Consider the following 25,692-nt stretch of genomic DNA (forward strand, 5'->3'; position numbering starts at 1 on the left):
CCTCTCCCGCCGGGAGAGGGTCAACAGAAGCGCCCGAAACCTTATTCCAGCCCCCGCGCCACGCCCTCGCGCCGCGGATCCGCCCCGCCTTCCAGCACCCCGCCCGGCCGCACGATCACCCCGTGCAGGCCCGAGGTCTCGTTCTGGCCGGTCCTGACCATCACGCCCCGCGCCTGCAGGGCCGCGGTCATCTCCGGTCCCAGCTTCTCGACGTCGGCCGAGAAGGTGTCGCCGCGCGCCACCATGTTGGGCAGATTGATGGCCTGCTGCATGGTCAGGCCCCAGTCGAACACCCCGATCATGGCCTTGAGATTGTAGGACAGGATCGCCGAGCCGCCCGGCGAGCCGACGGCGGCCAGGAACTTGCCGTCCTTGTCGAGCACGATGATCGGCACCATCGACGAGCGCGGCCGCTTGCCGCCGGCCACGGCGTTGGCGGCCGGGGCGCCGTCGCCGTCCCGGGGCGCGAAGTTGAAGTCGGTCAGCTGGTTGTTGAGGAAGAAGCCGCCGGCCATCCGGCCCGAGCCGAACACGCTCTCGACCGTGGTGGTCATCGACACCACGTTGCCGGCCGGATCGACGATGACCATGTGGGTGGTGCCCGCCGGTTCCATCGTCTTGTCGGCGCCGACGGCCGGCGCGCCCTTGGGCAGGCCGAACTTCGGCGCCGGGCCGGCCGTCTGTCCGATCAGCTTGGCGCGCTGCGCCACATAGGCGGGATCGAGCAGCCCCTCGACCGGCACCTTCACGAAGGACGGGTCGCCGATATAGCGGTCGCGGTCGGCGTACATCACCCGCTCGGCCTCGGCCAGCTGGGTCCAGGCGATCGGGTCGCTGGGGCCGCGCTTGGCGATGTCGGTGTGCTCCAGCATCAGCAGGGCCTGGATCACCGACACGCCGCTGGACGACGGGTTGGGCACGCAGACGGTGTAGACCTTCCATGGCCGGCACAGGGCGTCGGCCGAGCGCGGCCTGTAGGCCTTGAGGTCGGCCAGGGTCATGCTGGAGGGCAGGTCGCCCTGGCGCAGCCGGTCGACGATGGCCTGGGCCAGCGGGCCCTCGTAGAGCGCGCTGGGGCCTTGCGACGCCAGGCCGCGCAGGGTGGCCGCGTAGGCCGGGTTCTTCAGGGTGTCGCCGGCCTGGTAGCGCTGGCCGTTCGGCTTGGTGAAATAGGCGACCGCGTCGGGCGCCTGGCCCTGCGGGATGCGAGGGTTGTTGATCATGCCGGCCAGGCGGGGGCTGACGGTGAAGCCGTCGTCGGCCAGTTTTTCGGCGTCCTTGAACAGCGTGCTCCACGCCGCCTTGCCGTGCTCCTTCTGGGCCTGGGCCAGCATGCCCACCGCGCCGGGCACGCCGGTCGAGCGGCCCGACAGCACGGCGGCGACGAAGTTCAGCGGCTTGCCGTCGGGCCCCAGGAACAACTGCGGCGTCGCCGCCTGCGGAGCCTTCTCGCGACCGTCATAGGCCGTCACCTTGCCGGTCCTGGCGTCATAGAACGTCATGAACGCGCCGCCGCCCAGCCCCGAGCTCTGTGGCTCGACCAGGCCCAGCACCGACTGCACCGCCACCGCCGCGTCGACGGCCGAGCCGCCGTCCCGCAACACCCTCAGGCCCGCCTCGACCGCCAGCGGATTGGCGGCGGCGACCATGCCGCGCGGGGCGTAGGCCGGGGCCGTGGCCGCCATGGCTGGAGCCGGCGACCCCGCGGCCAACGGCGCGCAGCCGGCGAGCAGGGCGAGGAGCAGCGGGGCGATCAGGCGCATGGGCGAACTTCCGTCGAAACGGCGCCGGGCGCGGGGACCAGGCGGCCTTGGGTCACGCGGACGGCCAAGGTCGTCCAACTCTCCAGAAGGGGAGCGCGGCCTTGCGGGTCAAGGCCTCAAGCCCCTTCTCCACAAACTTCGCGCCGTCTGCATCAAAACCCGCTTGCGCCCCACCGGTGAACGGGCTATCTCCCCCGCCTCGCCGAAAGGCAGTGCGCGCCCGTAGCTCAGCTGGATAGAGCATCAGACTACGAATCTGAGGGTCGGACGTTCGAATCGTTCCGGGCGCGCCATCTTTCCTGACATCGTTGAAAGCGTTGCAGTTCCACCGTGCGTTGGAGCCGCCGCTTGTGCTCGGCCAGCTCCGATTTCGGGTCAGCTGCAACACGTGGTTGCATCTTCGCTTCGGGTTCGCCAGAAAGCTCCGGCCGCGTATCGCGCGCCGGGACCCTTCTCCAGCGAGACATCCTTTCCCCATGAAACGATCAAACCACCTTGTCGCGCTTGGCCTGCTGTGTGCCAGCATTCTGGGCGCGACGGCCGACGTCGCGGCGGAGGAATACAGCCCCTTTCCTCCCGCGGGCGTTTACGACGCCAGCGACAGCGCGTTCGAGCGCCTGTTGACGATCCGCAGGAACGGCGGCTTCACGCTGGAGGTGATGCAGAAGGGCAAGCCCGGCAGCCTGCGCAGCGGCTCCGGCGAAGGCGTGTTGACGGACGCGCCCGGCGGCTGGCGTTACGCTGAAGGGCGTTGCAGCATGACACTGCGGCGCGCGGCCGGCGGCATGCAGTTGCACGTGGAGGCCTGCGCCAGCGACTGGGGCGATGTGCCCTTCGATGGCAAATACGCGCTCCAGGGCGCGGGAGCTGGGGCGTCGCGCGCCGCCGTCGCCTCCTCGCCGGCGCTCGACAAGCAGACGGCGACGCCCGCGGTTGCCGGGCTGCCGTCGCGCAGGCAGTTGAACGATACCTGGTCCAGCCTCGATATCGGCGGCATGGCCGGGAAGACCGTGATCGTCATGGTCAAGCCCGTCCAATCGGGAACGACCGACAACATTCTCGAGCATTTCTCGAAAGCCGCCTTTGTCATCGACACGACGAGCGACTATCAGGCGCTGTCTCCCGCGAACCTGGCCCGGCCGCCGATCGGGCTGGTCGAGATTCCGCTTCCCCCGACCCGTGGCGACCAGGGGCTCGAGTTCGAGGTCGAATGCAGCGATGGGAAGCTCGAGGATGTCGTGGTGATCAGCATCGCCAGTCAGGAAAACGCCAAGCCGATGACACGAAGGCGCGCGAGCGCCTGGCGGTTGAACGATCACCTGCAGGCGGTGGAGATCAAACCGGCAAGCCGGGTCAAATGTCCGGTGACGCAACCGGGCTATTGATCGGGAGGTCGGGCCGGCCCCGCGCTCCGGTCCCCGGTCTAGCCGCCGCAGGATTCGCGGACGATCAGGTCGGTGGACAGGCGCTCGGGGCGGTGGTCGCCGGCCGCGTCGAGGACGCGGGCCACCAGCAGGCGTCCGGCCTTGTAGGTGTCCTGCTTGATGGTGCTGAGCGCCGGGGTGCTGAGGCGGCTCAGCAGCATGTCGTCATAGCCGACGACGGAGACGTCCTCGGGCACCGACATGCCCGCGCGCCGCAGGGCGCGGATGGCGCCTAGGGCGATCAGGTCGCTGGAGGCGAAGACGCCGTCGAACGGGGTCCTGCGCCGCACCAGGGCCCCGACCGCCGCCTCGGCCGATTCCAGTTCGAAATCGACCGGGATGATCAGGGCGTTGTCGACCTCCAGGCCGCTTTCCTTCAGCGCCTCCAGATAGCCGGCGCGGCGTTGCAGGGCCTCGGGGTCGGTTTCGCCCAGGAAGACGATGCGTTTGCGGCCCAGTCGCGCCAGGTGCAGCGTGGCGCGCCGGCCGCCCAGCAGGTTGTCGGAACCGATCGAGCAGTATTTCTGGCCTTGCAGCTGCGCGCCCCAGACGGCGAAGCGCGCCTCGGTGTCGGCCAGCTGGTTGAAGGCCTCGTGCAGGGTGCTCTGGCCCAGGAAGATCACGCCGTTGGCGCGGCTGGTCGTGGTGGCCAGGACCAGGTCGTCGTAGTTGGCCGGGGCGGTGTGGCTGACGGTGAAGTCGCAGCCGCGGTCGCGGGCCGCCTCGCCGATGCTGGCCAACAGCTCGAGGAAGAAGGGGTGGGACAGCGGCAGCGGGCGGCCATGGGTGCGCGGCGTGACGATGGCGATCGAGCCTTCGGAGCCGATCGGCCCCGACGGCATGTAGCGGCGGAACGGATAGTCCCGCTCGCGGGCCAGGGCCCAGATGCGCTGCTTGGTGCGGGTGCTGATCGAGGGGTGGTCGTTGAGGGCGCGCGAGACGGTCGACGCCGAAACGCCGGCCAGCTTCGCCAGGTCGTCCAACGTGGTACTGTTGTTGCTACTGCTGCCCATCTCGTCCAAGTAGTAAGAAAATCGCCGCTGTCCACCTTAATGCACTGAAAGGAAGCCTTTGCAAGGCAAGCGCCAAGACTTCGCGGGACGACGCCGGGCCGGCGCCATATGACGAAGACGCGCCTGTCTTTTCCTCAAATCTGGAACATGTGTTGCGGTTTGTTCGGCATCCAGATCGTCTGGGGTTTGCAGAACGTCAACACCAGCCGCATCTTCCAGACCCTTGGCGCCGACGTCAACGAGCTGGCGATCCTGTGGATCGCCGCGCCGGCCACCGGCCTCCTGGTGCAGCCGATCATCGGCCATCTGAGCGACAAGACCTGGGGGCGGCTCGGTCGTCGGCGGCCCTACATCTTCAGCGGTTCGATCCTGACGGCGATCGCGCTGTTCCTGATGCCCAACGTCTCGACCGTGTGGGCCGCCAGCGTGATGCTGTGGGTGCTCAGCGCCTCGATCAACGTGGCGATGGAGCCGTTTCGCGCCTTCGTCGCCGACACCCTGCCGGAAGAGCAGCGCACCACCGGCTTCGCCATGCAGGTGTTCTTCATCGGCGCGGGCGCGGTGTTCGCCTCGGCGCTGCCGTGGGCGCTGACCCACTGGTTCGGGGTTTCGGGACAGGCCGCGCCGGGCGTCCTGCCCAAATCGGTGCACGCGGCCTTCTATGTCGGCGGGGTCAGCCTGCTGGCCGCCGTGATGTGGACCGTGTTCACCACCCGGGAGCATCCGCCGGAAGCCCTCGGCGACGATCGGCCGGGCGAGCGGCTGCACAGGGCGCCGACCCCGGCGGGGGCGGCCGTGCTGCTGAAGAGCGGCGTGCTGTGGGTGCTCGGCGGCCTGGTGGTCGGCGTCCTGGCCGCCCTGGGGCATTGGGCGCGGGAGGTCTATGTGCTGGCCGCGGTCGCCGCGGGGTTCGGGGCGGCGCAGCTGGCGGCGATCTGGCTGCGGCGGCGGGGCCATGTCTCGCTGGGCGTGCTGGAGGTGGTCGAGGACATCCTGCACATGCCGCGGGTGTTGCGGCAGCTGGCGATCACCCAGTTCTTCACGTGGTTTGGCCTGTTCGCGATGTGGATCTACACGACCCCGGCCGTCACGGCGCGCCACTACGGCGCGGCGGACGCCGCCTCGGCGGCCTATAACCGGGGCGCCGACTGGGTGGGCGTGCTGTTCGCCGGCTATAACGGGGTGGCGGCCCTGGTGGCGCTGATGCTGCCCGCGCTGGCGGCGCGGATCGGGCGGCGCGCCAGCCACGCGCTCTGCCTGGGGCTGGGCGCGCTGGGCTTCCTGGGGTTCGTGCTGATCGACGATCCCGCGCTGCTGTGGATCCCCATCGTCGGCATCGGCGTCGCCTGGTCGTCCGTGCTGTCCGCGCCCTATGCGATGCTGTCGAGCGCCGCGCCGTCGCACAAGATGGGCGTCTATATGGGCATCCATAACCTCTTCCTGGTGATCCCGCAGCTGGTGGCCGCCACGGTCCTGGGGCCCCTGGTCAAGTACGTGTTCAAGGGTGAGGCGATCTTCGCCCTCGGCCTGGCGGCGGCGGCGTTCGCCCTGGCGGCGCTCAGCGCCTTCGCCATAGACGACGCGGGCGACCGCCGCCCCGCCGACCGGGCCTGAGCGGCCTCACCGCCGGCTCCGCCCTCCGCCCGAGCGGACCGCCGACGGTCGCGGAGAAGGACTTGCACGCTCGCGCGACGGAAGTTCCCAGCAACGCAAATCTTGCGTAACTCGTGACACCGTGAAGCGTGCCAAAAATGCAACGCGGGCCTTGAGTGCGGCTGAATAGCGCTATCAGAGCGAAATTTGGCAGAACAACGCTATTGCGTGCGCGGGAAAATAGCGCAAGGTTGTGCAAGTCGATGCGTTGCGCAGTCGGATTGGCCCTGTTGGCGAGGCCGTTGCGCACGAAATCAACGCAAGATTTGCGTTGAGGCCATCGTCGGGGGACGAGGTCAGCAAGACCGAACGAACGGCGGCGGCTGAAGAACCGCCGCGAAAGAGGGGGAGGGGATCCGATGCGGGCGAACAGCCCAGGCGCTCACGCCGGCGCACGACGTTAAGGCCTTCAACGAAATCGGAAGCTCCGGCTCCGCCCGCGCCAAGGGCGCGGCGAAGCCGAACCGCGAACGTGACCAGGGGCGGCGTCGCCGCTCACCAAAATCAACCCGCGTGATCAAGGCGCGGGCAAAAAAATGAGGGAGAAGACGATGAGGAAGTTCAGTTTCAGCCAGGGCCGCAAGGCGATGTTGCGGGGAAGCGTCTCCCTGGCGACGCTGGCGGCGGTGGGGATGACCGCGTCGGCCTGGGCGCAGACCGCGTCCGCCCAGGACGCGCCGATCTCCACCGCCTCGAACACCGTGGACGAGGTCGTCGTCGTCGGCGTCCGCCAATCGCTGGTGACGTCGCAGCAGCTCAAGAGGAACGCCGACACGGTGGTCGATTCGATCACCGCCACCGACATCGGCGCTTTCCCCGACAAGTCGGTCGCCGAAGCCCTGCAGCGCGTGCCCGGCATCACGGTGTCGCGCCTGCAGTCCAGCGACGACAGCTCGCACTTCTCGGCCGAGCCGGCCGGGGTGCTGATCCGCGGCCTGACCCAGGTCCGCACCGAATTCAACGGCCGTGACAGCTTCTCGGCCGACGCCGCGCGCGGCCTGAACTTCAACGACATCTCGCCGGAACTGATGGCGGGCGTCGACGCTTACAAGAACCAGACGGCCGAGATGATCGAGGGCGGCATCGCCGGCACGGTCAACCTGCGCACCCGCCTGCCGTTCGACAGCAAGGGCCAGGTCATCTCGCTGACCGGCAAGGCCAATTACGGCGACCGCTCCGACAAGGTCACCTACGAATATTCCGGCATCATCAGCAAGACCTGGGACACCGACTTCGGCCGCATCGGCCTGATGGCCGACTACGCCTATTCGCACGTCCTGACCCAGACCGAAGGCGTGGTGATGCAGCGCATCGGCACGTTCTGTTCGGCCGGCAACAACACCGCCGGCGGCAAGGCCATCATCGGCGCGGACGGCACGATCCCCTGCACGACCTCGCCCTATGGCGGCGCGGGCTGGAAGTACATGCCCGACCAGGTCAACTTCTCGCAGGTCAAGTACGACCGGGTGCGCAAGGGCACGGCCCTGGCCTTCCAGTACGAGAACAACGACGCGAGCGTCCGCTTCAAGGCCCAGTACAACGACTCCAAGTACAGGAACGCCTGGCTCGAGCGCAGCGTCAATGTCGGCCTGTTCGGCCTGTGGGCGGCGCCGGCCTATTCGCCGCAGACCACGGCGTTCATCGCCCCGGCCCAGGGCTCGCCGGCCTTCACCTTCGGCCCGAACGGCATGCTGACCTCGGGCATCCTGACCCAGCCGACCGGCGACTGGGGCGGCAGCACCCAGGACAACATCAACCGCGGCTCGGCCGTGCCTGGCCTGCCCTTCGTCAACTACTGCGGGGCCGGTTCGGCCTGCGCCACCCAGCGCGAAGGCCTCTATATCGAGAACCAGGCCCGCAACTTCGACCACTCCGAAGGCACGCGCGACTTCTCGGCCAACCTGCAGTGGGACGTCACCGACCGGCTGAAGACCAGTTTCGACGTCCAGTACATCGACGCCGAGACCAACAACTACGACATCCTGGTCGCCAACCGCACCATGGCCGACGCCCAGTACCAGACCGACAGCCACGGCACGCCGAAGATCACCCTGCAGCCGGGCTCGAACGTCAACTACGCGCCGGGCTTCCTGTCCAACCCACACAACTATTGGATCCCGTTCATCCAGGACCACTACGAGGACAACGACGCCACCGAACTGGCCCTGCGCGCCGACGGCGAGTACGAGTTCGCCAACGGCGGCTGGCTGAATTCGCTGAAGGTCGGGGTGCGCTACGCCGACCGCAAGCAGCACGTCCGCTACTCGACCTACAACTGGTCGCCGGTGGCCGCGCCCTGGAACTGCAACGGCCCGGGCTTCAACATCGACAACACCACGCCGGCCCCCTATCCGACCGGCGGAAACTGCGGCGCACGCGCCGACTTCAAGGGCTATGGCGCCGGCATCTGGACGACCGCCAGCCTGGGCGATTTCTACGACGGCAAGGTGTTCCCGAACAACGAGCTGGTGTTCCTGAGCGAGGCCACGCTGGCCGACAAGGATGGGCTGATCAAGGCGCTGAGCGGCAAGACCACCAACTCGCCGATGGCCTGGACGCCGCTCTGCGAGCGGACGACCAACACCGAGGGCTGCTTCATCGATCCCGAACTGGTGGACGTGCGGGAGAAGACCAAGGCCGCCTACGCCATGCTGCGGTTCGGCGGCCCCGACAAGACGATCTTCAACGGCGTGACCGTCCAGGGCAATGTCGGCCTGCGCTTCGTGCGGACCGAAACCACCAGTTCGGGCGGCGTCGCCTTCCCGACCAACACCTGGTACGCGACCGCCGTGGCGACTCCCTGCAACACGCCGCTGTCGGGGAATAGCGTCACCAACGTGTCGTGCTGGCTGACGCCGGACCTGCTGGCCTTCAGCCAGGGCGGCGGCACGGACAACGACTTCAGCGGCCAGCACGACAACTGGTTGCCCAGCTTCAACGTGCGGTTCGGCCTGACCGACAAGCAGTTCATCCGGTTCGCGGCGTCGCGCGCCATGTCGCGTCCTGACTTCGGCCTGCTGCGCAACTTCGTCGCCGTCCAGCCCCCGGCCATCAACGTCACGCCGGACTCGCCCTATGTGATCTGGACCGATCCGAACGCCCCGCACGTGGCGTCCAACGTCAAGGGCTATAACTTCCAGTTCAACGCGGACTCCGGCTTCGGGGCGCTCAAGCCGATCACCGCCGACCAGTTCGACATCACCTACGAGCACTATTTCAGCGACAGCAGCTCGTTCAGCTTCGACGTCTTCTACAAGAAACTGAACGGCAGCATCGCCTATGGCGAGTTCCTGCGCTCCTTCACCAACAACGGCGTGACCAAGAACGTCCTGGTTCGCGGCCCGCGCAACGGCGAGGGCGGCGGCGACCTGAAGGGCTTCGAGGTCGCCTACCAGACCTTCTTCGACTTCCTGCCGGGTCTGTGGAGCGGTCTGGGCATGCAGGCCAACTACACCCACACCAAGCAGTCGGGGATCAGTAACTCGAACCTGGCCACCCAGCCGGGTTATGCGGCCGGCGGCACCGTCGCCTTCGGCGGCGGCCTGCAGGTCAACGGCTCGGTCATCGACTCGCACCGCCTGGCCGGGATTTCCGACGACTCCTACAACCTGATCGGTCTCTACGAGAAGGGTCCGATCGCCATGCGCCTGGCCTACAGCTGGCGCTCGTCGTTCCTGACCAACAACCTCGACTGCTGTATCGGCCTGCCGATGTACCAGAAGGGAACGGGCTTCCTCGACGGCTCGATCCGCTACTCGGTGAACGAGAACATCGAGGTGTCGCTGGACGGCTCCAACCTCCTCGACACCAAGACGGTGTTCCAGCAGCAGGTGTTCGGCGACTCCGACCTGACGCCGGGGGCCAAGCCGGTGAAGATCGACTCGGCGTGGATCAAGAACGATCGCCGCGTGCAGCTCGGCATCCGCTTCAAGTACTAGCCCGGCGACGCCGTCGCGGGGTTCCGCGACGGCGTCCGCTCCGGACCTGAGCATCATGCAGATGAACCCGCCCAAACCCGCCGCTTTGAAGGTCGTGATCGTCGGTGGCGGCACGGCCGGCTGGATGTGCGCGGCCGGTCTGGCCCGGCTGCTGGACCCCGCCGCCTACGCCATCACCCTGATCGAGTCCGACGACATCGCCACCGTCGGGGTCGGCGAGGCCACCCTGCCGCACATCAAGACCTTCAACGACCTGCTGGGGATCGACGAGGCGCGGTTCCTGGGCGCCACCCAGGGGGCCTTCAAGCTGGGCATCGAGTTTCGCGACTGGGGCCAGCGGGGCGACCGCTACATCCATCCGTTCGGGGTGTTCGGCGAACCCTGGGGCGGGGTCGATTTCCAGCATCACTGGGTGCGCGCCCAGCTGGCGGGCCAGGCGCCGGCCTCGCTGCAGGACTATTCCTACGCGGTGGCCGCCTGCCGCGCGAACGCCTTCGAGTTTCCCAACGAGGACCGGAAGTCGATCCGCTCGACCTACGCCTACGCCTACCATTTCGACGCCAGCCTCTATGCCAGGTTCCTGCGCGGCTGGGCGACGGAACGGGGCGTGACGCGGATCGAGGGGATGGTCCAGGAGGTCGCCCGCGACGCGGAGTCGGGCCACCTCGAAGCCCTGACCCTGAAGTCCGGCGCGCGGATCGCCGGCGACCTGTTCGTCGACTGCACCGGCTTCCGGTCGCTGCTGCTGGGCGGCGAGATGGGGGTGGGCTGGGACGACTGGGCCAAGTGGCTGCCCTGCGACCGGGCGCTGGCCGTGCCGTCCGAACGGGTCGGGGCGCTGACGCCCTACACCCGCTCGACCGCCCAGACCGGCGGCTGGATCTGGCGAATCCCGCTGCAACACCGCACCGGCAACGGTTATGTGTTCGCGAGCGACTTCATCGACGAGGATCGGGCGCGCGACACCCTGCTGGCCCAACTGGACGGCAAGGCCCTGGCCGAGCCCAAGCTGCTGCGCTTCAAGGCCGGCCGGCGGGTCAAGACCTGGAGCGGCAACGTCGTCGGTCTGGGTCTGGCCAGCGGTTTCCTGGAGCCGCTGGAATCGACCAGCATCCACCTGATCCAGGCCGCCGTCATCGACCTGGTCAACCTGATGCCCACGCCGGGCGAGGGCGACCGGATGGACGGCCGCCTGGCCAAGGAATTCAACCGGCTGTCGGAGATGCAGTACGAGCGCATCCGCGACTTCCTGATCCTGCACTACCGGGCCAACCAGCGTCACGGCGAGCCGCTGTGGGACCATGTGCGCGACATGACCATCCCCGACAGCCTGGCCCGCCGGATCGCCCTGTTCGAGGCCCGCGCCTGGGCGCCGGAATACAAGTACGGCCTGTTCTCCCGCGACAGCTGGCTGTCGGTGCTGGTCGGCCAGGGGATCACCCCGCGCGGCTATGACCGCCTGGCCGACGGCCTCGACCTGGGGGAGCTGGAAACCCGGATGCGCGACCTGAAGGCGCGGATCGACGCCAACGTCCAGGCCATGGCGTCGCACGGCGACTTCATCGCCCGCTACGCGCCCGGCGCGGTCGACGAGGCGGCGCTCGCGTCGGCGGCGGTCTGATGCGCGCCGCCCCCGTGAACCGAGTGGTGGTGGTCGGACGCGACGCCCCGCTGTGGCTGGCCGCCAGCGTCGTCCAGGCCGCGCTGGGAGCGGCCGGCGTCACGGTCCAGGCCGTGGAGCTGCCCAGCCTGCTGACCGCCGGCGACGTCCACGCGACTCTGCCGGCCCAGGAAGCCCTGCACAACATGCTGCGGCTCGACGAATCCGCCCTGCTGCGGGCGACCGGCGGCGGCTTCTCGTTGGGACAGAACTTCACCGACGTCTCGGGCGCGGCCCCGGCCCTCTTCCACGCCCACGGTTCCTACGGCGCGCCGATCGACGGCAAGGACTTCTTCCCCTTCTGGCTGAAGGCGCGGGGCCTGGGGCTGGGCGTGGCGCTGGAGGACTTCTCCCTGACGGCGGTCGCGGCCAGGCACGGCCGCATCCTGCTGCCCGACGAGGCCACCGAGGCCTACGGGCGGACCGACTACGGCTACCACCTGCCGGCCCTGGCCTATGCGGCGCGGCTCAAGACGCTGGCGTCGCGCCAGGGCGTCGCGGCGCACCAGGCGGTCGTCGCCGAGGCGGTGCTCGACCCCGACACCGGCGACATCCTGGCCCTGGCGCTGGACGAGGGCCGCCGGGTCGAGGGCCAGCTGTTCATCGACGCCACGGGACGCGAGGGCCGGCTGATCGGCGGGGCCTTGGGCGTGGCGCGCGAAAACTGGCGGCCCTATTTCCCGGCCGACCGCCTGCTGACGGCCAGCGGCCCGCGGTTCGCCGCGATCCCGCCCTATGCCGAGGTCCGGGCCTGGGCTGGGGGCTGGGTCGGCCTCTATCCCAGCCAGGCGCGGACCCATGTCGTCCAGGCCTATTCCAGCGCGACGTGCGGCGACGACGAAGCCCTTCAGGCCGCCGCCGAAGTCGCTGGCCTGGGCCTGGGCGAGGCGGTGGTCCGGACCCTGGACCCCGGCCGGCGCCTCGCCGCCTGGGAGCGCAACTGCGTGGCCATCGGCGAGGCGGCCTGCGCCTTCGATCCCGTCCACGGCGTCGACCTGCAGGCCGTGCAACTGGGGCTGGTGCATCTGCTCTCGCTGTTCCCGGCCGGCGGCGACGCCGGCGTCGAGCGCACCGAATACAACGACGTCATGCGCCTGACCTTCGAGCGCGTCCGCGACTTCCAGTCGGCCCACTACGTGCTCAACCGCTATGGAGCCTCGGCCTTCTGGACCCAGGCGCGGGCGGCGGCGGTCTCGCCCGAGCTGGCGCACCAGATCGAGACCTTCCAGGCGCGGGGCGAAATGCCGCCCTTCGAGCACGAGACCTTCCCGACCGACAGCTGGCGCGCGCTGTTCACGGGCCATGGCCTGAGGCCCGAAACCCACGCGCCGATGATCGACCGCACCGCGCCGGACCTGATGAAGAGCGAGTTCCGGCGCATCCTCGGCTTCGTCAAGGACCAGGTGCTCAAGCAGCCGACCCACGACCTCTATCTGGAAAGCGTCTGCCAGGGCGACGGCGCCCATGGACGGTGAGGTCATCCCACCCGAGGCGGACCCCGGCGTCGCGGTGCGCGGCGACGTCCTGTCCCTCGACGCCTTGCCAAGGGTGGCGGCGCGGTCCGCGCCCCTGGCCCACGAGTTCGAGGCCATCGTCCGGACCGAGCGGCCGGTGGTGCTCAAGGGCCTGCTGGACGCCTGGCCCGCCGTGGCGGCCGGGCGAGAGTCGGCCGCGCGGCTGAACGCCTATCTCAAGGCCATGGATATCGGCGCCCAGGCCCCGGTCATGGAGGCGCCGGCCAGCAGCGGCGGCCGGTTCGGCTACGGCCCCGACCTGCGCGAATTCGCCTTCTCCAAGCGCCAGGACGGGATCACCGAGACGCTGGAGCGCATCGAGCGGCTGATGGGCGACCCCACGGCGCCGTTCGTCGCCATCCAGATGCTGCCCCTGGCCAGCCACCTGCCGGAGTTCGTGCGCCAGAACGCGCTGCCGCTGCTGCCGGGGGTGATGCCGCGCCTGTGGGTCGGCGGCCCGCTGCGGACCCAGACCCACAACGACCGCGACCACAACCTGGCCTGCGTGGTCGCCGGTCGCCGGCGCTTCCTGCTGTTCCCGCCAGAGCAGGTCGGCGCCCTCTATGTCGGCCCGCTCGACAACCCGCCGCCGCTGTCGCTGGTCGATCCGGAGGCGCCGGACCTGGTCCGGTTCCCCAGGTACCGCCAGGCCTTCGCCGCCGCCCAGGTCGCCGAGCTGGGGCCGGGCGACGCGCTGTTCCTGCCCAAATACTGGTGGCACCACGTCACCTCGCGCGACCCCTACAACGTGATGGTCAACTACTGGTGGGGCGACACGGCCACCGGGCTGGAGCGCGCCAACGACGTCTTCCTGACCGCCCTGCTGGCCCTGAAGGACCTGCCCGAGGGCGAGCGGAGCTACTGGAAGGCGATGTTCGACGCCTACGTGTTCGGCGACCCGGGCGAGGCGACGGCGCATATCCCGCCGGGCCTGCGCGGCGCGCTGGGGACGATGAGCCCGTCGGCGCGCGCCGCCCTGAAGCACCAGCTGAAGATGACCTATCTGAGGTCGCCGCCATGACCGCCGTCACCGCGATCGCGCCGCTGCGGCTGGGCCCGGCGATCCAGGTCCAGCTGCGGCGGATCGGCGAGGAGCAGCAGCCGCTGCTGGTCGTCGACGACGTGCTGGACGATCCCCAGGCGATGATCGACGCCGCCCGCTCGGCCGATTTCTACGCGCCCCGCCACACCCACTATCCGGGCCTCAACGCGCCCCTGCCGGAGTCGTACTACCGCACGGTGGTCACGGCGCTGCGCGGTCCGATCGAGGCCGCCTTCGGCCTGTCGCGCGAGGTCTATCTGAACTATTTCGGCTTCTTCGCCCTGGCGACGACGCGGGCCCGGGACGCCGAGCCGATCCAGAAGATCCCTCACCACGACGCGCCCGACCCCGGCCGCCTGGCCATGGTCCACTACCTGTGCCGCGGCGCGCACGGCGGCACCGGCTTCTTCCGCCATCGGGCCACGGGGTTCGAGTCCGTCGACGGGACGCGCCATGCCGCCTATGTCGCCGCCGCCCAGGCTGAGCTGGCCCAGGCCGGGGCGGGGCCCGCGACCTATGCCGGCCGGGACATGGCCCACTACGAACTGATCGGCCAGGCCGAGATGGTCTTCAACCGGCTGATCCTCTATCGCGGCCACGTCCTGCACTCGGCGCTCCTGGGCCCGGACCCCGGCGACGCCGATCCGGCCCGGGGCCGCCTGACCGCCAACGGCTTCATCGAGGCGGTGCGGTCCGGATGAGCCCCAGCGGGTCTGTTCAAGCCTTCGGTCGTCGTCCCGCGCGGGACCGGCGACGCAAGTCCTCCCCCTGCGTCTCGGTTCTGGCCTGCGGAGCCGAGACGCCTTATTTTTCTGATGAAAGAGATCGTTCGATGACGTTCCGAACCCTCGCCCTGTTCGCCGCCCTGACCACGCCGGCGATCGCTCACACGGCCCACGCCGCGGAACGCGAATGCGCGCAGTCGCCCGGCAAGGTCATCGAGGTCTGCGTGTTCACGAAAGGCGGCCAGGCCTTCTACGAGGTCAGTCGCCAAGGCAAGCCGGTGCTGGCCCCCTCGGCCCTGGGCCTGTCGTTCGCGGGCGAGCCGGCGGCGCGGATCACCGCCATCACCGCCGCCCGGCGCGACGCGTCCGACAGCCGCTGGGAGCAGCCGTGGGGCGAGCAGCGGGTGATCCGCGACCACCACGCCGACCTGACCGTCTCGCTGGCCGGCGACACCGCCCTGAACAAGCGCTTCGACGTGACCTTCCGGCTGTTCGACGACGGCCTGGGCTTCCGCTACGCCTATGACGCCATCCCGGCCGGCCAGGCGGTGGCGGTCACCGACGAGCACACCGAGTTCCGCCCCGTCGGGGCCTATGACGCCTGGTGGTACGAGGGCCTGGGCCAGGAGCGCGACGAGTACCTCTACAAGCAGACCGACGCCCGCCGCGTCACCCTGGCCGAGACCCCCCTGACCCTGAAGCGCACGGATGCGCCCAAGGAAGGAGGGGGCGGCCTCTACCTGTCGTTCCACGAGGCGGCGCTGGTCGACTATCCCAGCATGCTGCTGGCCGGCGACGGGGCGGGCGGGCTGAAGGCCTGGCTGATGCCCTGGCCCGACGGGACCCTGGCCAGGAAGACCGGTCCCTTCACCACGCCCTGGCGCACCGTGCTGATCGGCGAGACGGCCGGGGCCCTGGCCGACAGCCGTCTCGAGCTCAATCTCAACGAACCCAGCAAGATCGCCGACACCGCCTGGATCAAGCCGGGCAAGTACGTCGGCGTCTGGTGGGAGATGCACCTGGAGAAGTCGACCTGGGGCAGTGGTCCCAAGCACGGCGCCACCACCGCCAACACCAAGCACTACATGGACTTCGCCGCCAAGTACGGCTTCGACGGCGTGCTGGTGGAAGGCTGGAACCAGGGCTGGGACGGCGACTGGATCGCCAACGGCGACAAGTTCAGCTTCACCAAGGCCTATCCCGACTTCGACCTCAAGGCGATCACCGACTACGGCAAGTCCAAGGGCGTCAGGTTGATCGGCCACAACGAGACGGCCGGGGCGGTGGTCAATTACGAGGCCCAGCTGGAAGACGCCATGGCGCTGTACGAGAGCGTCGGCATCGCGCAGGTCAAGACCGGCTATGTGCGCCACAGCGGCACGATCCTCGACCAGGACGGCGGCCGGCAGTGGTTCGCCGGCCAGTACATGGTGCGCCACAACCTCAAGGTCGCCGAGGTGGCCGCCCGGCATCACGTCTCGATCGACGCCCACGAACCGGTCAAGGACACCGGCCTGCGCCGCACCTGGCCCAACATGCTCAGCCGCGAGGGCGCGCGGGGCCAGGAGTTCAACGCCTGGGGCAACCCCACCAACCCGCCCGAGCACACGGTGATCCTGCCGTTCACCCGCATGCTGGCAGGCCCGATGGACTTCACGCCGGGGATCTTCGACGTGGTCCACGGCAAGGCCGAGCTGGCCCGGCGCGGCCAGTCGACCCTGGCGGTCCAGCTGGCGCTCTATGTGGTGCTCTACAGCCCGATCCAGATGGCCGCCGATCTGCCGGAGAACTACGAGGCGCGGCCCGACGCCTTCCAGTTCATCCGCGACGTGCCCACCGACTGGGAGACGTCCAGGACGTTGCAGGGCGAGATCGGCGACTACATCGTCGTGGCCCGCCAGCCGCGCGGCGGCCAGGACTGGTTCCTGGGCGCCCTGACCGACGAGACGGCCCGCAAGCTGACCCAGCCCCTGACCTTCCTGGCGCCGGGCAAGCGCTACGAGGCCCAGATCTACCGCGACGGCCCCGGCGCCGACTACCGGACCAACCCGCATGCCCTGGAAACCGTCCGCAAGGTGGTGACCAGCCAGGACAGCCTGGACCTCGACATGGCCCCCGGCGGCGGGGCGGCCGTGCGGTTCAGGGTCTTGGACTAGGGGGCTCGGTAGTGGCGCTAGCGACCACCCAAACCGTTGTCATCCCGGAAGCCTCGCAGAGGCTGTCCGGGACCCAGGGGCCGGCGCAATGCGGTGGCCCTGGGTCCCGGCTCTTCGCTTCGCGGAGTTTACCCTTGGGCGCGCGCTTCGCGCGACCCGAGGGGCCGGGATGACAACGGGAGGGCCGCTCACCCCGCCAGCTTCCGCGCCTTCACCTTCACCCGCAGCACGCGGTGATTGGACGACATGTAGAGGTGGCCGTCGGCGGCCAGCTCGCAGTTGGAGATCACCGCGTCGGCCCGGATGATCCCGATCCGCTGGCCGGCCGGGGTGAAGATCGAAATCCCGTCCTGGCTGGAGGCCCAGAGGTTGCCGGCCCGGTCGACCTTCAGGCCGTCGCCGCCCTTGATGCCGCTGGCGGCGCGGTCGACGAACTGCCGGCGCGCGGTCGGGCGGCCCCGGGCGTCCAGGTCCCAGGCCACCCAGCCGGACTTGCGGTCGGTGGCGTACAGCGTGCGGCCGTCCGGCGACAGGCCGATGCCGTTGGGCTCGATGGTCCTGTCGATCAGGGTCAGGGCGTTGTCCGTCCCCAGGCGGTAGACGCCGGAATAGTCGGTCTGGCGGTAGGGCGAGGCCCAGTCGCCCTTCAGGCCCCAGGGCGGATCGGTGAAATAGATCGCGCCGTCGCGGGCCAGGACCAGGTCGTTGGGGCTGTTGAGGCGCTTGCCCTCGAAGTTGGCGGCCAGGACGGTCTTCTTCCGGGTCTTCAGGTCGATGCGCGAGACGCAGCGGTTGCCGCTGTCGCCGACCACCAGGCCGCTGCGCGCCAGGATCAGGCCGTTCGATCCGGCCTCGCGCAGGCTGTTCGTCTCGGGCCCGGCATAGCCCGACGGCGCCAGCCAGACCTCGCCGCCGCGTGACGGCGACCAGCGCATGATCTTGTTGGCCGGCACGTCGGAGACCAGCAGGAAACCGTCGGTGCCGCCGACCCAGACCGGGCCCTCGCTCCAGGTGAAGCCGCCCAGCACCTGCTCGACCGGCGCGTCGGCGTCGATCAGGGCGTCGAGCGCCGGGTCCAGTCGCTCGACCTTGCCGACCACGGGATAGGACGGGGTCGCGGCCAAGGCGGATGAAGCGGCGGCGGCGCCGAAACCGCCCAGCAGCATGGCGGCGGCGCGGCGGGTGAGGGTGGTGGGGTGCGTCACGGGGCGGTGGTCCTGTCGGCGTCGGAGGAAGTCTTGGGGTTGGCGTTCGGGGGGCTGGCGTTCAGGCGGCGTACCACCAGGGCCCCGGCGATGAACAGCGCGCCGACCGCCAGGAACGAGGCGGCGCGGACCACGCCGTCCAGGGTGGCCATGTCGAACAGCAGCACCTTGGCGGCGGTGACCAGCAGCACGACCAGGCCCAGCCAGCGCAGGGCGACGTCCTTGCGGGACGAGGCCCGGAACAGCACCACCAGGCCGAACGCCGCCCACACCGCCGAGAAGGTCCAGGTCTCCAGCCCGCCGCGATCCAGGCCGTGGCGCATGTCCGCCCCGTGGAAGGTCCAGCGGACCAGCAGGGTGACGAAGGCGAACAGCACGCCGACCGCCACGCACAGGGCGACGCGGGCGAAGGCCACGCCGCCCCGGCGCAGGCTGGCGGCCGCCCCGGCCCCGGCCGCGTAGAGGGCCAGGACCAGGGCCACATGCCAGGACGAGGCCATCGGCGCCTCGGAAGGGCCCCACCACGGGCTGGCCAGCCAGCCGAACACCAGCAGCGCGGCGGCCAGCGCCGTCCAGCCCACGGCGGGAGCGGCGGCGTACAGCCAGGCCGCCCGGGTGGCGTCCAGGCGGCGCATCCGGAAGGCCCGGGCGGTCAGCAGGCCGATCACCGCATAGGCGCAGGCCTCGGCCCGGCCGACGGCGGCGACGTCCATGACCGCGCCGTGGAAGGCGTGGCGCGTGGCGGTCACGGCCCACAGCAGGGCGAAGACGGCGGCGGCGACCGTCCAGCCCCGGCTCCAGCGGTCGCGGGCGTCGGGGCGCCGGTAGGCGATCGCGCCCAGCAGCAGGGCGGGGGCCAGGAAGGTCAGCAGCAGGTCGTTGAGCAGCGGCGGGCCGCCGGCCAGATGGCCCATGCCCCACCAGGGGTTCAGCACCAGGCCGCCGGTGACCAGGCCGTGCAGGGCGCCCAGGCTGGCGACCACGATCAGCCGCCACCGAGCAATGGGGCCGTCATCGGGACGGCCGCGCACCGCCAGCAGCAGGCCGGCGGCCAGGATCAGGGCGGTGCGCAGCGAGGCCTCCAGCAGGGCCTGGCCGTGGCCGGCGGGATGGCCGATCGCCAGGGCGGCGTGCAGCATCAGGAACAGCCCGGCCAGCAGGGCCAGCAGGGCGCCGGTCGACAGGGCCTCGGCCTCGGTGCGGTGCGGGACCAGCTTGCCGCCGACGATCCGCGCGGCGGCCAGCAGGGCGCCGGCGGCGAGCGCCGTGACCAGGGCCAGCAGGGGCAGGGCGATCTGGCCGCTCGTGGCGTCGGCGACGAAGCCGGGCCGCAGCATCACGGCCAGGGTGGCCACGGCGCCGGCCGTCGCCGTGGCGGCCAGGCCGCGCCAGGCCAGGCGGTTGGCGACCGCCGCCAGGGCCAGGGCGGCCAGGCCCATGGCCGCGGGCTCGAAGGGGTCGGCGACCGTGGCGTGGACGGTCAGGAAGGCCAGTTCGGCGGCGGCCGCGACCCATAGGCCGAGACCGGGGTCGCGGCGCGGGTCCTCGACGCGCCGGGCCAGCGGGATCGCGCCGGCCGCCAGCAGCAGCGCGGTCAGGCCGGCGATCAGGCCGCCCCGCTCGCCGGGCAGGCGGTCGAGGGCCGGCCAGGCCAGGGTGGCGAGCACGGCCGCGCCCACCGCGCCGACGGCCAGCAGAGGGGTTCGGTTTCCGGGCGGACCGCGCAGGGCGGCGGCGAGGGCCGCGCCGGCCATCACGCCGGTCAGGCCCAGCACCTGCAGGGTCAGGACCAGGGGCGAATCCTCGACGAACCGCCGGGAGGTCAGGATGAACAGCAGCCCCAGGATGGCGGCGACCACCGGGGCGGCGAAGGCGGGCGGCGGCGCCAGGCGCGGGACGGTCATCGCGGCGCCCGCGACGATCAGCAGGCCGCCGAGCAGCGCGGCGGTCACCGGCTGGTTGGCTTCCCCGCTCTCGGCCAGCCACAGGCCGAAGGCCCCGACGCTGACCGTGACCAGGGCGATGGCCGGCAGGCGCGCGAAGAGGTCCCGGGTCGGGGGCGCGCCGTCGATCCGCCGTCGCCACAGCACGGCCGCGACCGGCCCCGCCAGGGCCAGGACCAGCAGGACGGACACGCTCGAGCCTCGGACGGCGACCAGGGCCACCAGGATCCAGGCCATCAGCCCGGCCAGGGTCACGACGCCCGCCCGCGCCCAGCGCCGCAGGGCGACGACCGCCGAACCGGTGACGGCCAGCAGGGCCACATAGCCTTCCTCGACCAGGGGCGGCCAGGCGCCGTGGCGCGACAGGGCCGGAGCCAGGAACGCGCCGAACAGCGCCAGCAGGGCCAGGGCCTCGCCGTGCAGCAGCGCCAGGCCCAGCAGGCCGGCCGAGACGGCCACGGCCAGCCCCGCCGCCACGGGCAGGGGGATCAGGCCGTACAGCACATGGGCGGCCCACACCGCGCCATAGAGGGTGACCGCCCCGGCTCCGGCGGCCACGGCGGCGGCCAGGGCGTGGCGGCCACCGGGCGCGTTGTTCTGGCGGCGGATCCACTCGCTGGCGGCGACCATGGCCAGGCCGAGGATGGCGGCGGCGACGATGCGGAACGGCGGGGTGAACACCCCGCGCTGGGCGGCGTAGACCACCAGCAGCAGGCCGCCCAGCGCCAGACCGACGCCGCCCAGCCAGGCCAGACCGTTCTCGGCCAGCCAGGTCGAGGCCGCGGCCCAGGTGAGGGGCGGTGCGGAGAGCGGTGGCGGTCGCGGCGGCGCGGGCGGGGCTTGGGGTTGGCTGATGGACGCGGCGGGCGCCGTCTCCGCGACGAAGGCGGGCGCATAGGCCAGGACGGTCGGCTTGACGGGGTCCGACCGCGGTTCGACGGGCGCGGAAGGGAGGACCGGCGCCGGACCGGGCGCGCGGACCACGGGCGGAGCGCTCGGCTGGTCGCGAAGCCTGGCCTCCAGGGCCTTCAACCGCCGGTCCTGAAGGAAGATCCAGACCGCCAGGGCGATAATGCAAAGCCAGGTCAAGCAGCGCCCCCGACGGCGTCCACGCCCGTCACGCCGAAGTTGTGCAACATTCCGCCGAGGCCCGTCCAGACGTTGCGTGAAACGGGCTTGCGGCGATCTAGGTAGGATACTATCTAAAAAAAGATAGCAAGCTACCTATTTAGGCGACTCGTCGAACCATGCTCCACGATCCCCGAACCCTCGACGAGCGCGCCTTCGCCGGCGGGCTGCTGCGCCTGGCGCGGATCTACCGGCGCGAGATCGATCGCGCCCTGGCCGAGCATGGCCTGTCGGACGCCCGCGCCATGCCCGTGCTGCAGATCGCCCGGGCCGGCGGCGGCATGCGCCAGGGCGTCCTGGCCGAGGAACTGGGGGTGGAGGGGCCGTCCCTGGTCCGCATCCTCGACCAGGTCTGCGCCGCCGGCCTGGTCGAGCGGCGTGACGACCCCAAGGATCGACGCGCCAAGACCCTGCACCTGACGCCCGAAGGCCAGGCCCTGGCGGCCGTGGTCGAGGACGCCGTCCAGGAGGTGCGCGCGCGGCTGCTGGCCGGGGTCGGCGACGCGGACCTGGCGGCGACCGTGCGGACCTTCGCGATCTTCGAGGCGGCGCTGGAAGCCGCCGCCGCTGGCCAGGAGGGCTGACGCGCCCGCCATGCCCAAGTTCGATCGCTGGACGCTGCTGTTCTCGCTGAACAGTTTCGCGGCGGCCATGCTCGCCCTCTATGTCGGTTTCGCCCTCGGCCTGCCCCGGCCGTACTGGGCGATGACCACCGCCTACATCGTCAGCCAGCCGCTGGCCGGGGCCGTGCGCTCCAAGGCCGTCTACCGGCTGCTGGGCACCCTGCTGGGCGCGACCGCCGCCGTGGCCATGGTCCCCAACCTGGTCAACGCCCCGGTGCTGCTGTGCCTGGCCATGGCCCTGTGGGTCGGCGGCTGCCTGACGATCTCGCTGCTGGACCGCACGCCGCGCAGCTATGTGCTGATGCTGGCCGGCTACACCGCCGCGATCATCGGCTTTCCGGCCGTCAGCCAGCCGGGCGGCGTCTTCGAGATCGCCGTGTCGCGGGTCATCGAGATCGGCCTGGGCATCCTCTGCGCCACCCTGGTCCACAGCCTGGTGTTCCCGCGCCCGGTCGGCGCGATGCTGCAAGGGCGGCTGGCCGCCTGGCTGGGCGAGGCCGACCGCTGGGCGCTGGACCTGCTGAGGGGGTCGGACGAGCAAGCCATCGCCCGCGACCGCCGCCACCTGGCCGCCGCCGCCAGCGAGATCCGCCTGCTGGCCGTCCACCTGCCGTTCGACACCTCGCGGCTGCGCGAGACCACCGGCGCGGTGCGCGCCTTCCACGACCGCATGACGCTGCTGATCCCGCTGCTGTCGGGCCTGTCGGACCGCATGGCGGCGCTGCGCGAGGTGCGTGACGCCAAGGCCCGCGCGGCGCTCGATGAGGTCGTCGCCTGGATCGAGGCCGGGGCGCCGCGCGAGCCCGGCCTGGCCCTGGTCGAACGCCTGGAAGCCCTGGCCGAGGCCCGCCGCGACGCCGGCTGGCGGGCCCTGCTGATCGAAAGCCTGCTGGTGCGCCTGGCCCAGGCGGTCAGCGCCCTCAACGAGGCCCATGCCCTGATGGCGCGGCTGCGCGACCCCGACGCGCCGCTGTCGCAGGCGCTCGAAGCCGCCGCGACCGGCGCCCGCCGCAGGATGCACAGCGACTTCCCGCTGGCCCTGCTGTCGGGCGGGGCGGCGACTGTGGCCATCCTGCTGTCGTGCCTGGCCTGGATCGGCTTCGGCTGGGGCGACGGGGCCGCCGCGCCGATCATGGCGGCGGTGTTCTGCTGCTTCTTCGCGGCCCTGGACGACCCGGTCCCGGCCATCAAGAACTTCGGCCTGTTCTCGCTGGTCTCGCTGCCGCTGGCGGCCCTCTACATGTTCGCCGTGCTGCCGGCCCTCGACGGCTTTCCGCTGCTGGTCGTGGCCATGGCCGCGCCGCTGCTGATCCTGGGCCTCTACATCCCCGACCCCAGGACCATGGGCGCGGCCCTGGCGGTGATCATGGGCTTCTGCAACGCCCTGGCCCTGCAGGAGAGCTTCAGCGCCGACTTCGCCAGCTTCCTGAACGGCAATCTGGGCCAGTTCGTCGGGCTGCTGATCGCCATCATGGTCACCGCCGGCATGCGCTCGATGGGCGCCGACGCCAGCGCCCGCCGCCTGCTGGGGCGGACCTGGAAAGGCCTGGCCCGGCTGGCCCGATCGCGCGCCGCCCCCGACCCGGCCGCCTTCGCCGCCGTGCTGGTCGATCGCCTGGGCCTGTTGACGCCCAAGCTGGCCATGGCCGGGCCCCGTGACGACCTGACCGGCGTCGACGCCCTGCGCGACCTGCGGGTCGGCATGAACCTGGTCGCCATCCAGGCGGCGCGGCCCGACCTGTCGCGCGGCGGCCAGGCGAGGATCGACGCCGTGCTGGACGGGGTCGGCGACCACTTCTCGGCCCTGGCCACGGGGCGCGGGGCGCCGCCGACCCCGGACCTGCTGGCCCGGCTGGACACCGCCCTGCGCGAGGCCGCCTCGCGCTCGGCCGCCCCCCACTCGCCCTGGGGCGTCGCCGGCCTGGTCGGCCTGCGCCGCAACCTGTTCCCCGACGCCCCCGCGCCGGACCTGTCCCTCGCTCCGGAGCCCGCCCGATGATCGGTGAGGTCAATCTCGACGGCGTCCTGCTGTCGTCCGTCCTGGTCTCGGCCCTGATCGCTCTGGCCGCCGCCTTCGTGCTGCGGCGGCTGCTGTCCTGGGCCGGGGCCTACCGCTTCGTCTGGCATCCGGCGCTGTTCGACACCGCCCTGTTCGTCATCCTCTGGGCCGCGGTGATCGCGGTCCCCCTGCCGTTAGACCTCTGACCATGCCCCCGCTGAAAACCCTCCTGCCGACCCTCGGCCGCTTCGCCGTCACCGCCGCCGTGGTGGCCGCCGCCCTGGTCGGCGGCCGCGCCCTGTGGACCCACTACCAGGTCGACCCGTGGACCCGCGACGGCCGGGTGCGGGCCGACGTGGTGCAGGTGGCCCCCGACGTCTCGGGCCTGGTGACCCGGGTCGAGGCGACCAACGACCAGACCGTCAAGGCCGGCCAGCCGTTGTTCCACGTCGACCGCGAGCGCTACGCCCTGGCCCTGCGCCAGGCCGAGGCCAATGTCGCCGCCCAGCGCGCCGCCCTGGCCCAGGCGCGGCGCGAGCTGGTCCGCAACCGGGCCCTGGGCGAGCTGGTGGCGGCCGAAGCCACCGAGCAGACGGCGGCCAAGGTCGAGCAGGCCGACGCCGCCCTGGCCCAGGCCCTGGCGGCCCGCGACGTGGCGGACCTGAACCTGAAACGCACGGTGGTCTACGCCCCGACCGACGGCTTCCTGTCGGACCTGACCCTGCGCACCGGCGACTATGTCACCGCCGGCAAGCCGGTGCTGGCCCTGATCGATTCCCGCTCGTTCCGGGTCGAGGGCTATTTCGAGGAAACCAAGCTGTCGGGCCTGAAGATCGGCATGCCGGTCAGCGTGCGGGTGATGGGCGAGCCGGGCGCCCTGCGCGGCCACATCCAGTCGATCGCCGCCGGCATCGAGGACCGCGACCGCGTGGCCGGGGCCAACCTGCTGCCCAACGTCAACCCGACCTTCAGCTGGGTGCGCCTGGCCCAGCGGGTGCCGGTGCGCATCGCCCTGGACCAGGCCCCGGCCGACCTGCGGATGATCGCCGGCCGCACGGCGACGGTGGCGGTGCTGGGCGTCGACCGAAAGGGCCTGCCGACGGGGACGGGCCGATGAGCGGCCTGCGCGCCCTGGCGGCCGCCGCCTCGCTGCTGGCGCTCAGCGCCTGCGCCGCCGTGGGGCCGGACTACCAGGTTCCCGAAGTCGCCAAGCTGAACGCCCCGACCGCCCAGGGCGCGTTCATCGAGAGCCGGACCCCCGCCGTCAGCCAGGCCCCCGTGCCCGAGGGCTGGTGGAAGCTCTATGATGACCCGGTGCTGGACGGCCTGGTCCAGGAGGCCCTGACCGCAAACACCGACCTGCGGATCGCCGCCGCCAACCTGGCCCGGGCCCACGCCGTGTCGGCCGAGGCCGACGACGCCGGCGGCTTCTCGGTCGGGGCGTCCGCCGCCGCCATGCACGCCCGGGAGTCCGGCGAGCAGTTCCTGCTGCCCGAGCCCCTGCCGGTCGAGAACCTGGCCGACGTGGGGGTCAAGGTCTCCTACCAGGTCGACCTCGTCGGCCGGATCCGGCGCGCCGCCGAGGCCGCCCACGCCGACGCTGACGCCAGCCAGGCGGCCCTGGACCTGGCGCGGGTCAGCGTTGCGGCCGACGTCGCTCGGGCCTATGTCGAGGCCTGCGCCAGCGGCCACGAACTGGCGGTGGCCCAGCACAGCGTCGAGCTGCAGGCCCGGTCGCTGGTCGTCACCCAGAAGCTGGTCGCCGCCGGGCGCGGGACCAGCCTGGACACCACCCGGGCCCGCGCCCAGCTGGACCTGTCGCGCGCCGCCCTGCCGACCTTCGAGAGCCGCCGCCGCGCGGCGCTCTATCGCTTGGCGAGCCTGACCGGCAGGACGCCCGCCGAGT

The 25,692-nt window shown here is 71.1% G+C and carries 17 protein-coding genes and 1 tRNA gene; 14 read left to right on the top strand and 4 right to left on the bottom strand.

The genetic code is table 11. The features are described from left to right. Nucleotides 1-41 precede the first annotated feature (41 nt). Nucleotides 42-1,763: a gamma-glutamyltransferase gene (gene ggt, locus PMI01_RS18125; protein ID WP_007672184.1), complete on the bottom strand. Its 1,722-nt coding sequence runs from the start codon at nt 1,761-1,763 to the stop codon at nt 42-44. 216 nt (nt 1,764-1,979) lie between these two features. Between ggt and PMI01_RS18130 the strand changes: the two genes are divergently transcribed. Then, nucleotides 1,980-2,056: transfer RNA gene (locus PMI01_RS18130), tRNA-Arg, on the top strand. 183 nt (nt 2,057-2,239) lie between these two features. Then, nucleotides 2,240-3,148, top strand: a complete 909-nt coding sequence (locus tag PMI01_RS18135; protein WP_007672187.1) for a hypothetical protein — start codon at nt 2,240-2,242, stop codon at nt 3,146-3,148. Between the two features lie 38 nt (nt 3,149-3,186). Here PMI01_RS18135 and PMI01_RS18140 read toward each other — a convergent pair whose 3' ends face one another. Then, the gene (locus PMI01_RS18140) at nt 3,187-4,200 is read right to left on the bottom strand and encodes a LacI family DNA-binding transcriptional regulator (protein WP_007672197.1); all 1,014 of its coding nucleotides are present in this window, start codon (nt 4,198-4,200) and stop codon (nt 3,187-3,189) included. Between the two features lie 147 nt (nt 4,201-4,347). Here PMI01_RS18140 and PMI01_RS18145 point away from each other — a divergent pair, with 147 nt between their 5' ends. The 7 genes from PMI01_RS18145 (at nt 4,348) to PMI01_RS18175 (ending at nt 16,888) form a co-directional block, all read left to right on the top strand. After that, nucleotides 4,348-5,814 carry an MFS transporter gene (locus PMI01_RS18145; RefSeq protein ID WP_007672200.1) on the top strand — a complete coding sequence of 489 codons (1,467 nt, stop codon included), beginning with the start codon at nt 4,348-4,350 and terminating at the stop codon, nt 5,812-5,814. 590 nt (nt 5,815-6,404) lie between these two features. After that, nucleotides 6,405-9,791, top strand: coding sequence for a TonB-dependent receptor (locus PMI01_RS18150; protein WP_007672203.1), 3,387 nt, complete (start codon nt 6,405-6,407; stop codon nt 9,789-9,791). 55 nt (nt 9,792-9,846) lie between these two features. Beyond that, on the top strand, nt 9,847-11,412 hold the full coding sequence (locus PMI01_RS18155) for a tryptophan halogenase family protein (protein ID WP_007672206.1): 1,566 nt from the start codon (nt 9,847-9,849) through the stop codon (nt 11,410-11,412). Next, a complete protein-coding gene (locus tag PMI01_RS18160; protein ID WP_007672207.1) occupies nt 11,412-12,926 on the top strand; it encodes a tryptophan 7-halogenase in 1,515 nt (504 codons plus the stop codon). The genes PMI01_RS18155 and PMI01_RS18160 overlap by 1 nt, the downstream gene beginning before the upstream one ends. Continuing rightward, nucleotides 12,916-13,986, top strand: coding sequence for a cupin-like domain-containing protein (locus PMI01_RS18165; RefSeq protein ID WP_007672209.1), 1,071 nt, complete (start codon nt 12,916-12,918; stop codon nt 13,984-13,986). The genes PMI01_RS18160 and PMI01_RS18165 overlap by 11 nt, the downstream gene beginning before the upstream one ends. Beyond that, entirely contained in the window at nt 13,983-14,708 is a 726-nt protein-coding gene (locus PMI01_RS18170) for a DUF6445 family protein (protein WP_007672212.1), read from the top strand. The genes PMI01_RS18165 and PMI01_RS18170 overlap by 4 nt, the downstream gene beginning before the upstream one ends. A gap of 131 nt (nt 14,709-14,839) precedes the next feature. Then, a complete protein-coding gene (locus PMI01_RS18175) occupies nt 14,840-16,888 on the top strand; it encodes a glycoside hydrolase family 97 protein (protein ID WP_007672214.1) in 2,049 nt (682 codons plus the stop codon). Between the two features lie 188 nt (nt 16,889-17,076). On the opposite strand, the gene PMI01_RS18180 is transcribed toward PMI01_RS18175, so the two are convergent. Further along, nucleotides 17,077-18,093, bottom strand: coding sequence for an SMP-30/gluconolactonase/LRE family protein (locus PMI01_RS18180; RefSeq protein WP_007672217.1), 1,017 nt, complete (start codon nt 18,091-18,093; stop codon nt 17,077-17,079). Further along, the gene (locus PMI01_RS18185) at nt 18,090-21,125 is read right to left on the bottom strand and encodes a DUF2339 domain-containing protein (protein WP_007672220.1); all 3,036 of its coding nucleotides are present in this window, start codon (nt 21,123-21,125) and stop codon (nt 18,090-18,092) included. Before PMI01_RS18185 ends, PMI01_RS18180 begins: the two co-directional genes overlap by 4 nt. A 158-nt stretch (nt 21,126-21,283) precedes the next feature. On the opposite strand from PMI01_RS18185, the gene PMI01_RS18190 reads away from it, so the two are divergent. The 5 genes from PMI01_RS18190 to PMI01_RS18210 all read left to right on the top strand — a co-directional run. Then, nucleotides 21,284-21,748, top strand: coding sequence for a MarR family winged helix-turn-helix transcriptional regulator (locus PMI01_RS18190; protein ID WP_007672222.1), 465 nt, complete (start codon nt 21,284-21,286; stop codon nt 21,746-21,748). 10 nt (nt 21,749-21,758) lie between these two features. Beyond that, complete coding sequence (locus PMI01_RS18195; RefSeq protein ID WP_007672225.1) at nt 21,759-23,786, top strand: FUSC family protein; 2,028 nt, start codon at nt 21,759-21,761, stop codon at nt 23,784-23,786. Next, the gene (locus PMI01_RS18200; RefSeq protein ID WP_007672228.1) at nt 23,783-23,992 is read left to right on the top strand and encodes a DUF1656 domain-containing protein; all 210 of its coding nucleotides are present in this window, start codon (nt 23,783-23,785) and stop codon (nt 23,990-23,992) included. The genes PMI01_RS18195 and PMI01_RS18200 overlap by 4 nt, the downstream gene beginning before the upstream one ends. Nucleotides 23,993-23,994: 2 nt before the next feature. Further along, complete coding sequence (locus tag PMI01_RS18205) at nt 23,995-24,903, top strand: efflux RND transporter periplasmic adaptor subunit (RefSeq protein WP_007672231.1); 909 nt, start codon at nt 23,995-23,997, stop codon at nt 24,901-24,903. Continuing rightward, nucleotides 24,900-25,692: TolC family protein (locus tag PMI01_RS18210; RefSeq protein WP_007672241.1), on the top strand; the 793-nt coding region annotated here is incomplete at its 3' end. The genes PMI01_RS18205 and PMI01_RS18210, both read left to right, overlap by 4 nt.

The sequence above is a fragment of the Caulobacter sp. AP07 genome (genome assembly GCF_000281955.1).
Lineage (GTDB): Bacteria > Pseudomonadota > Alphaproteobacteria > Caulobacterales > Caulobacteraceae > Caulobacter.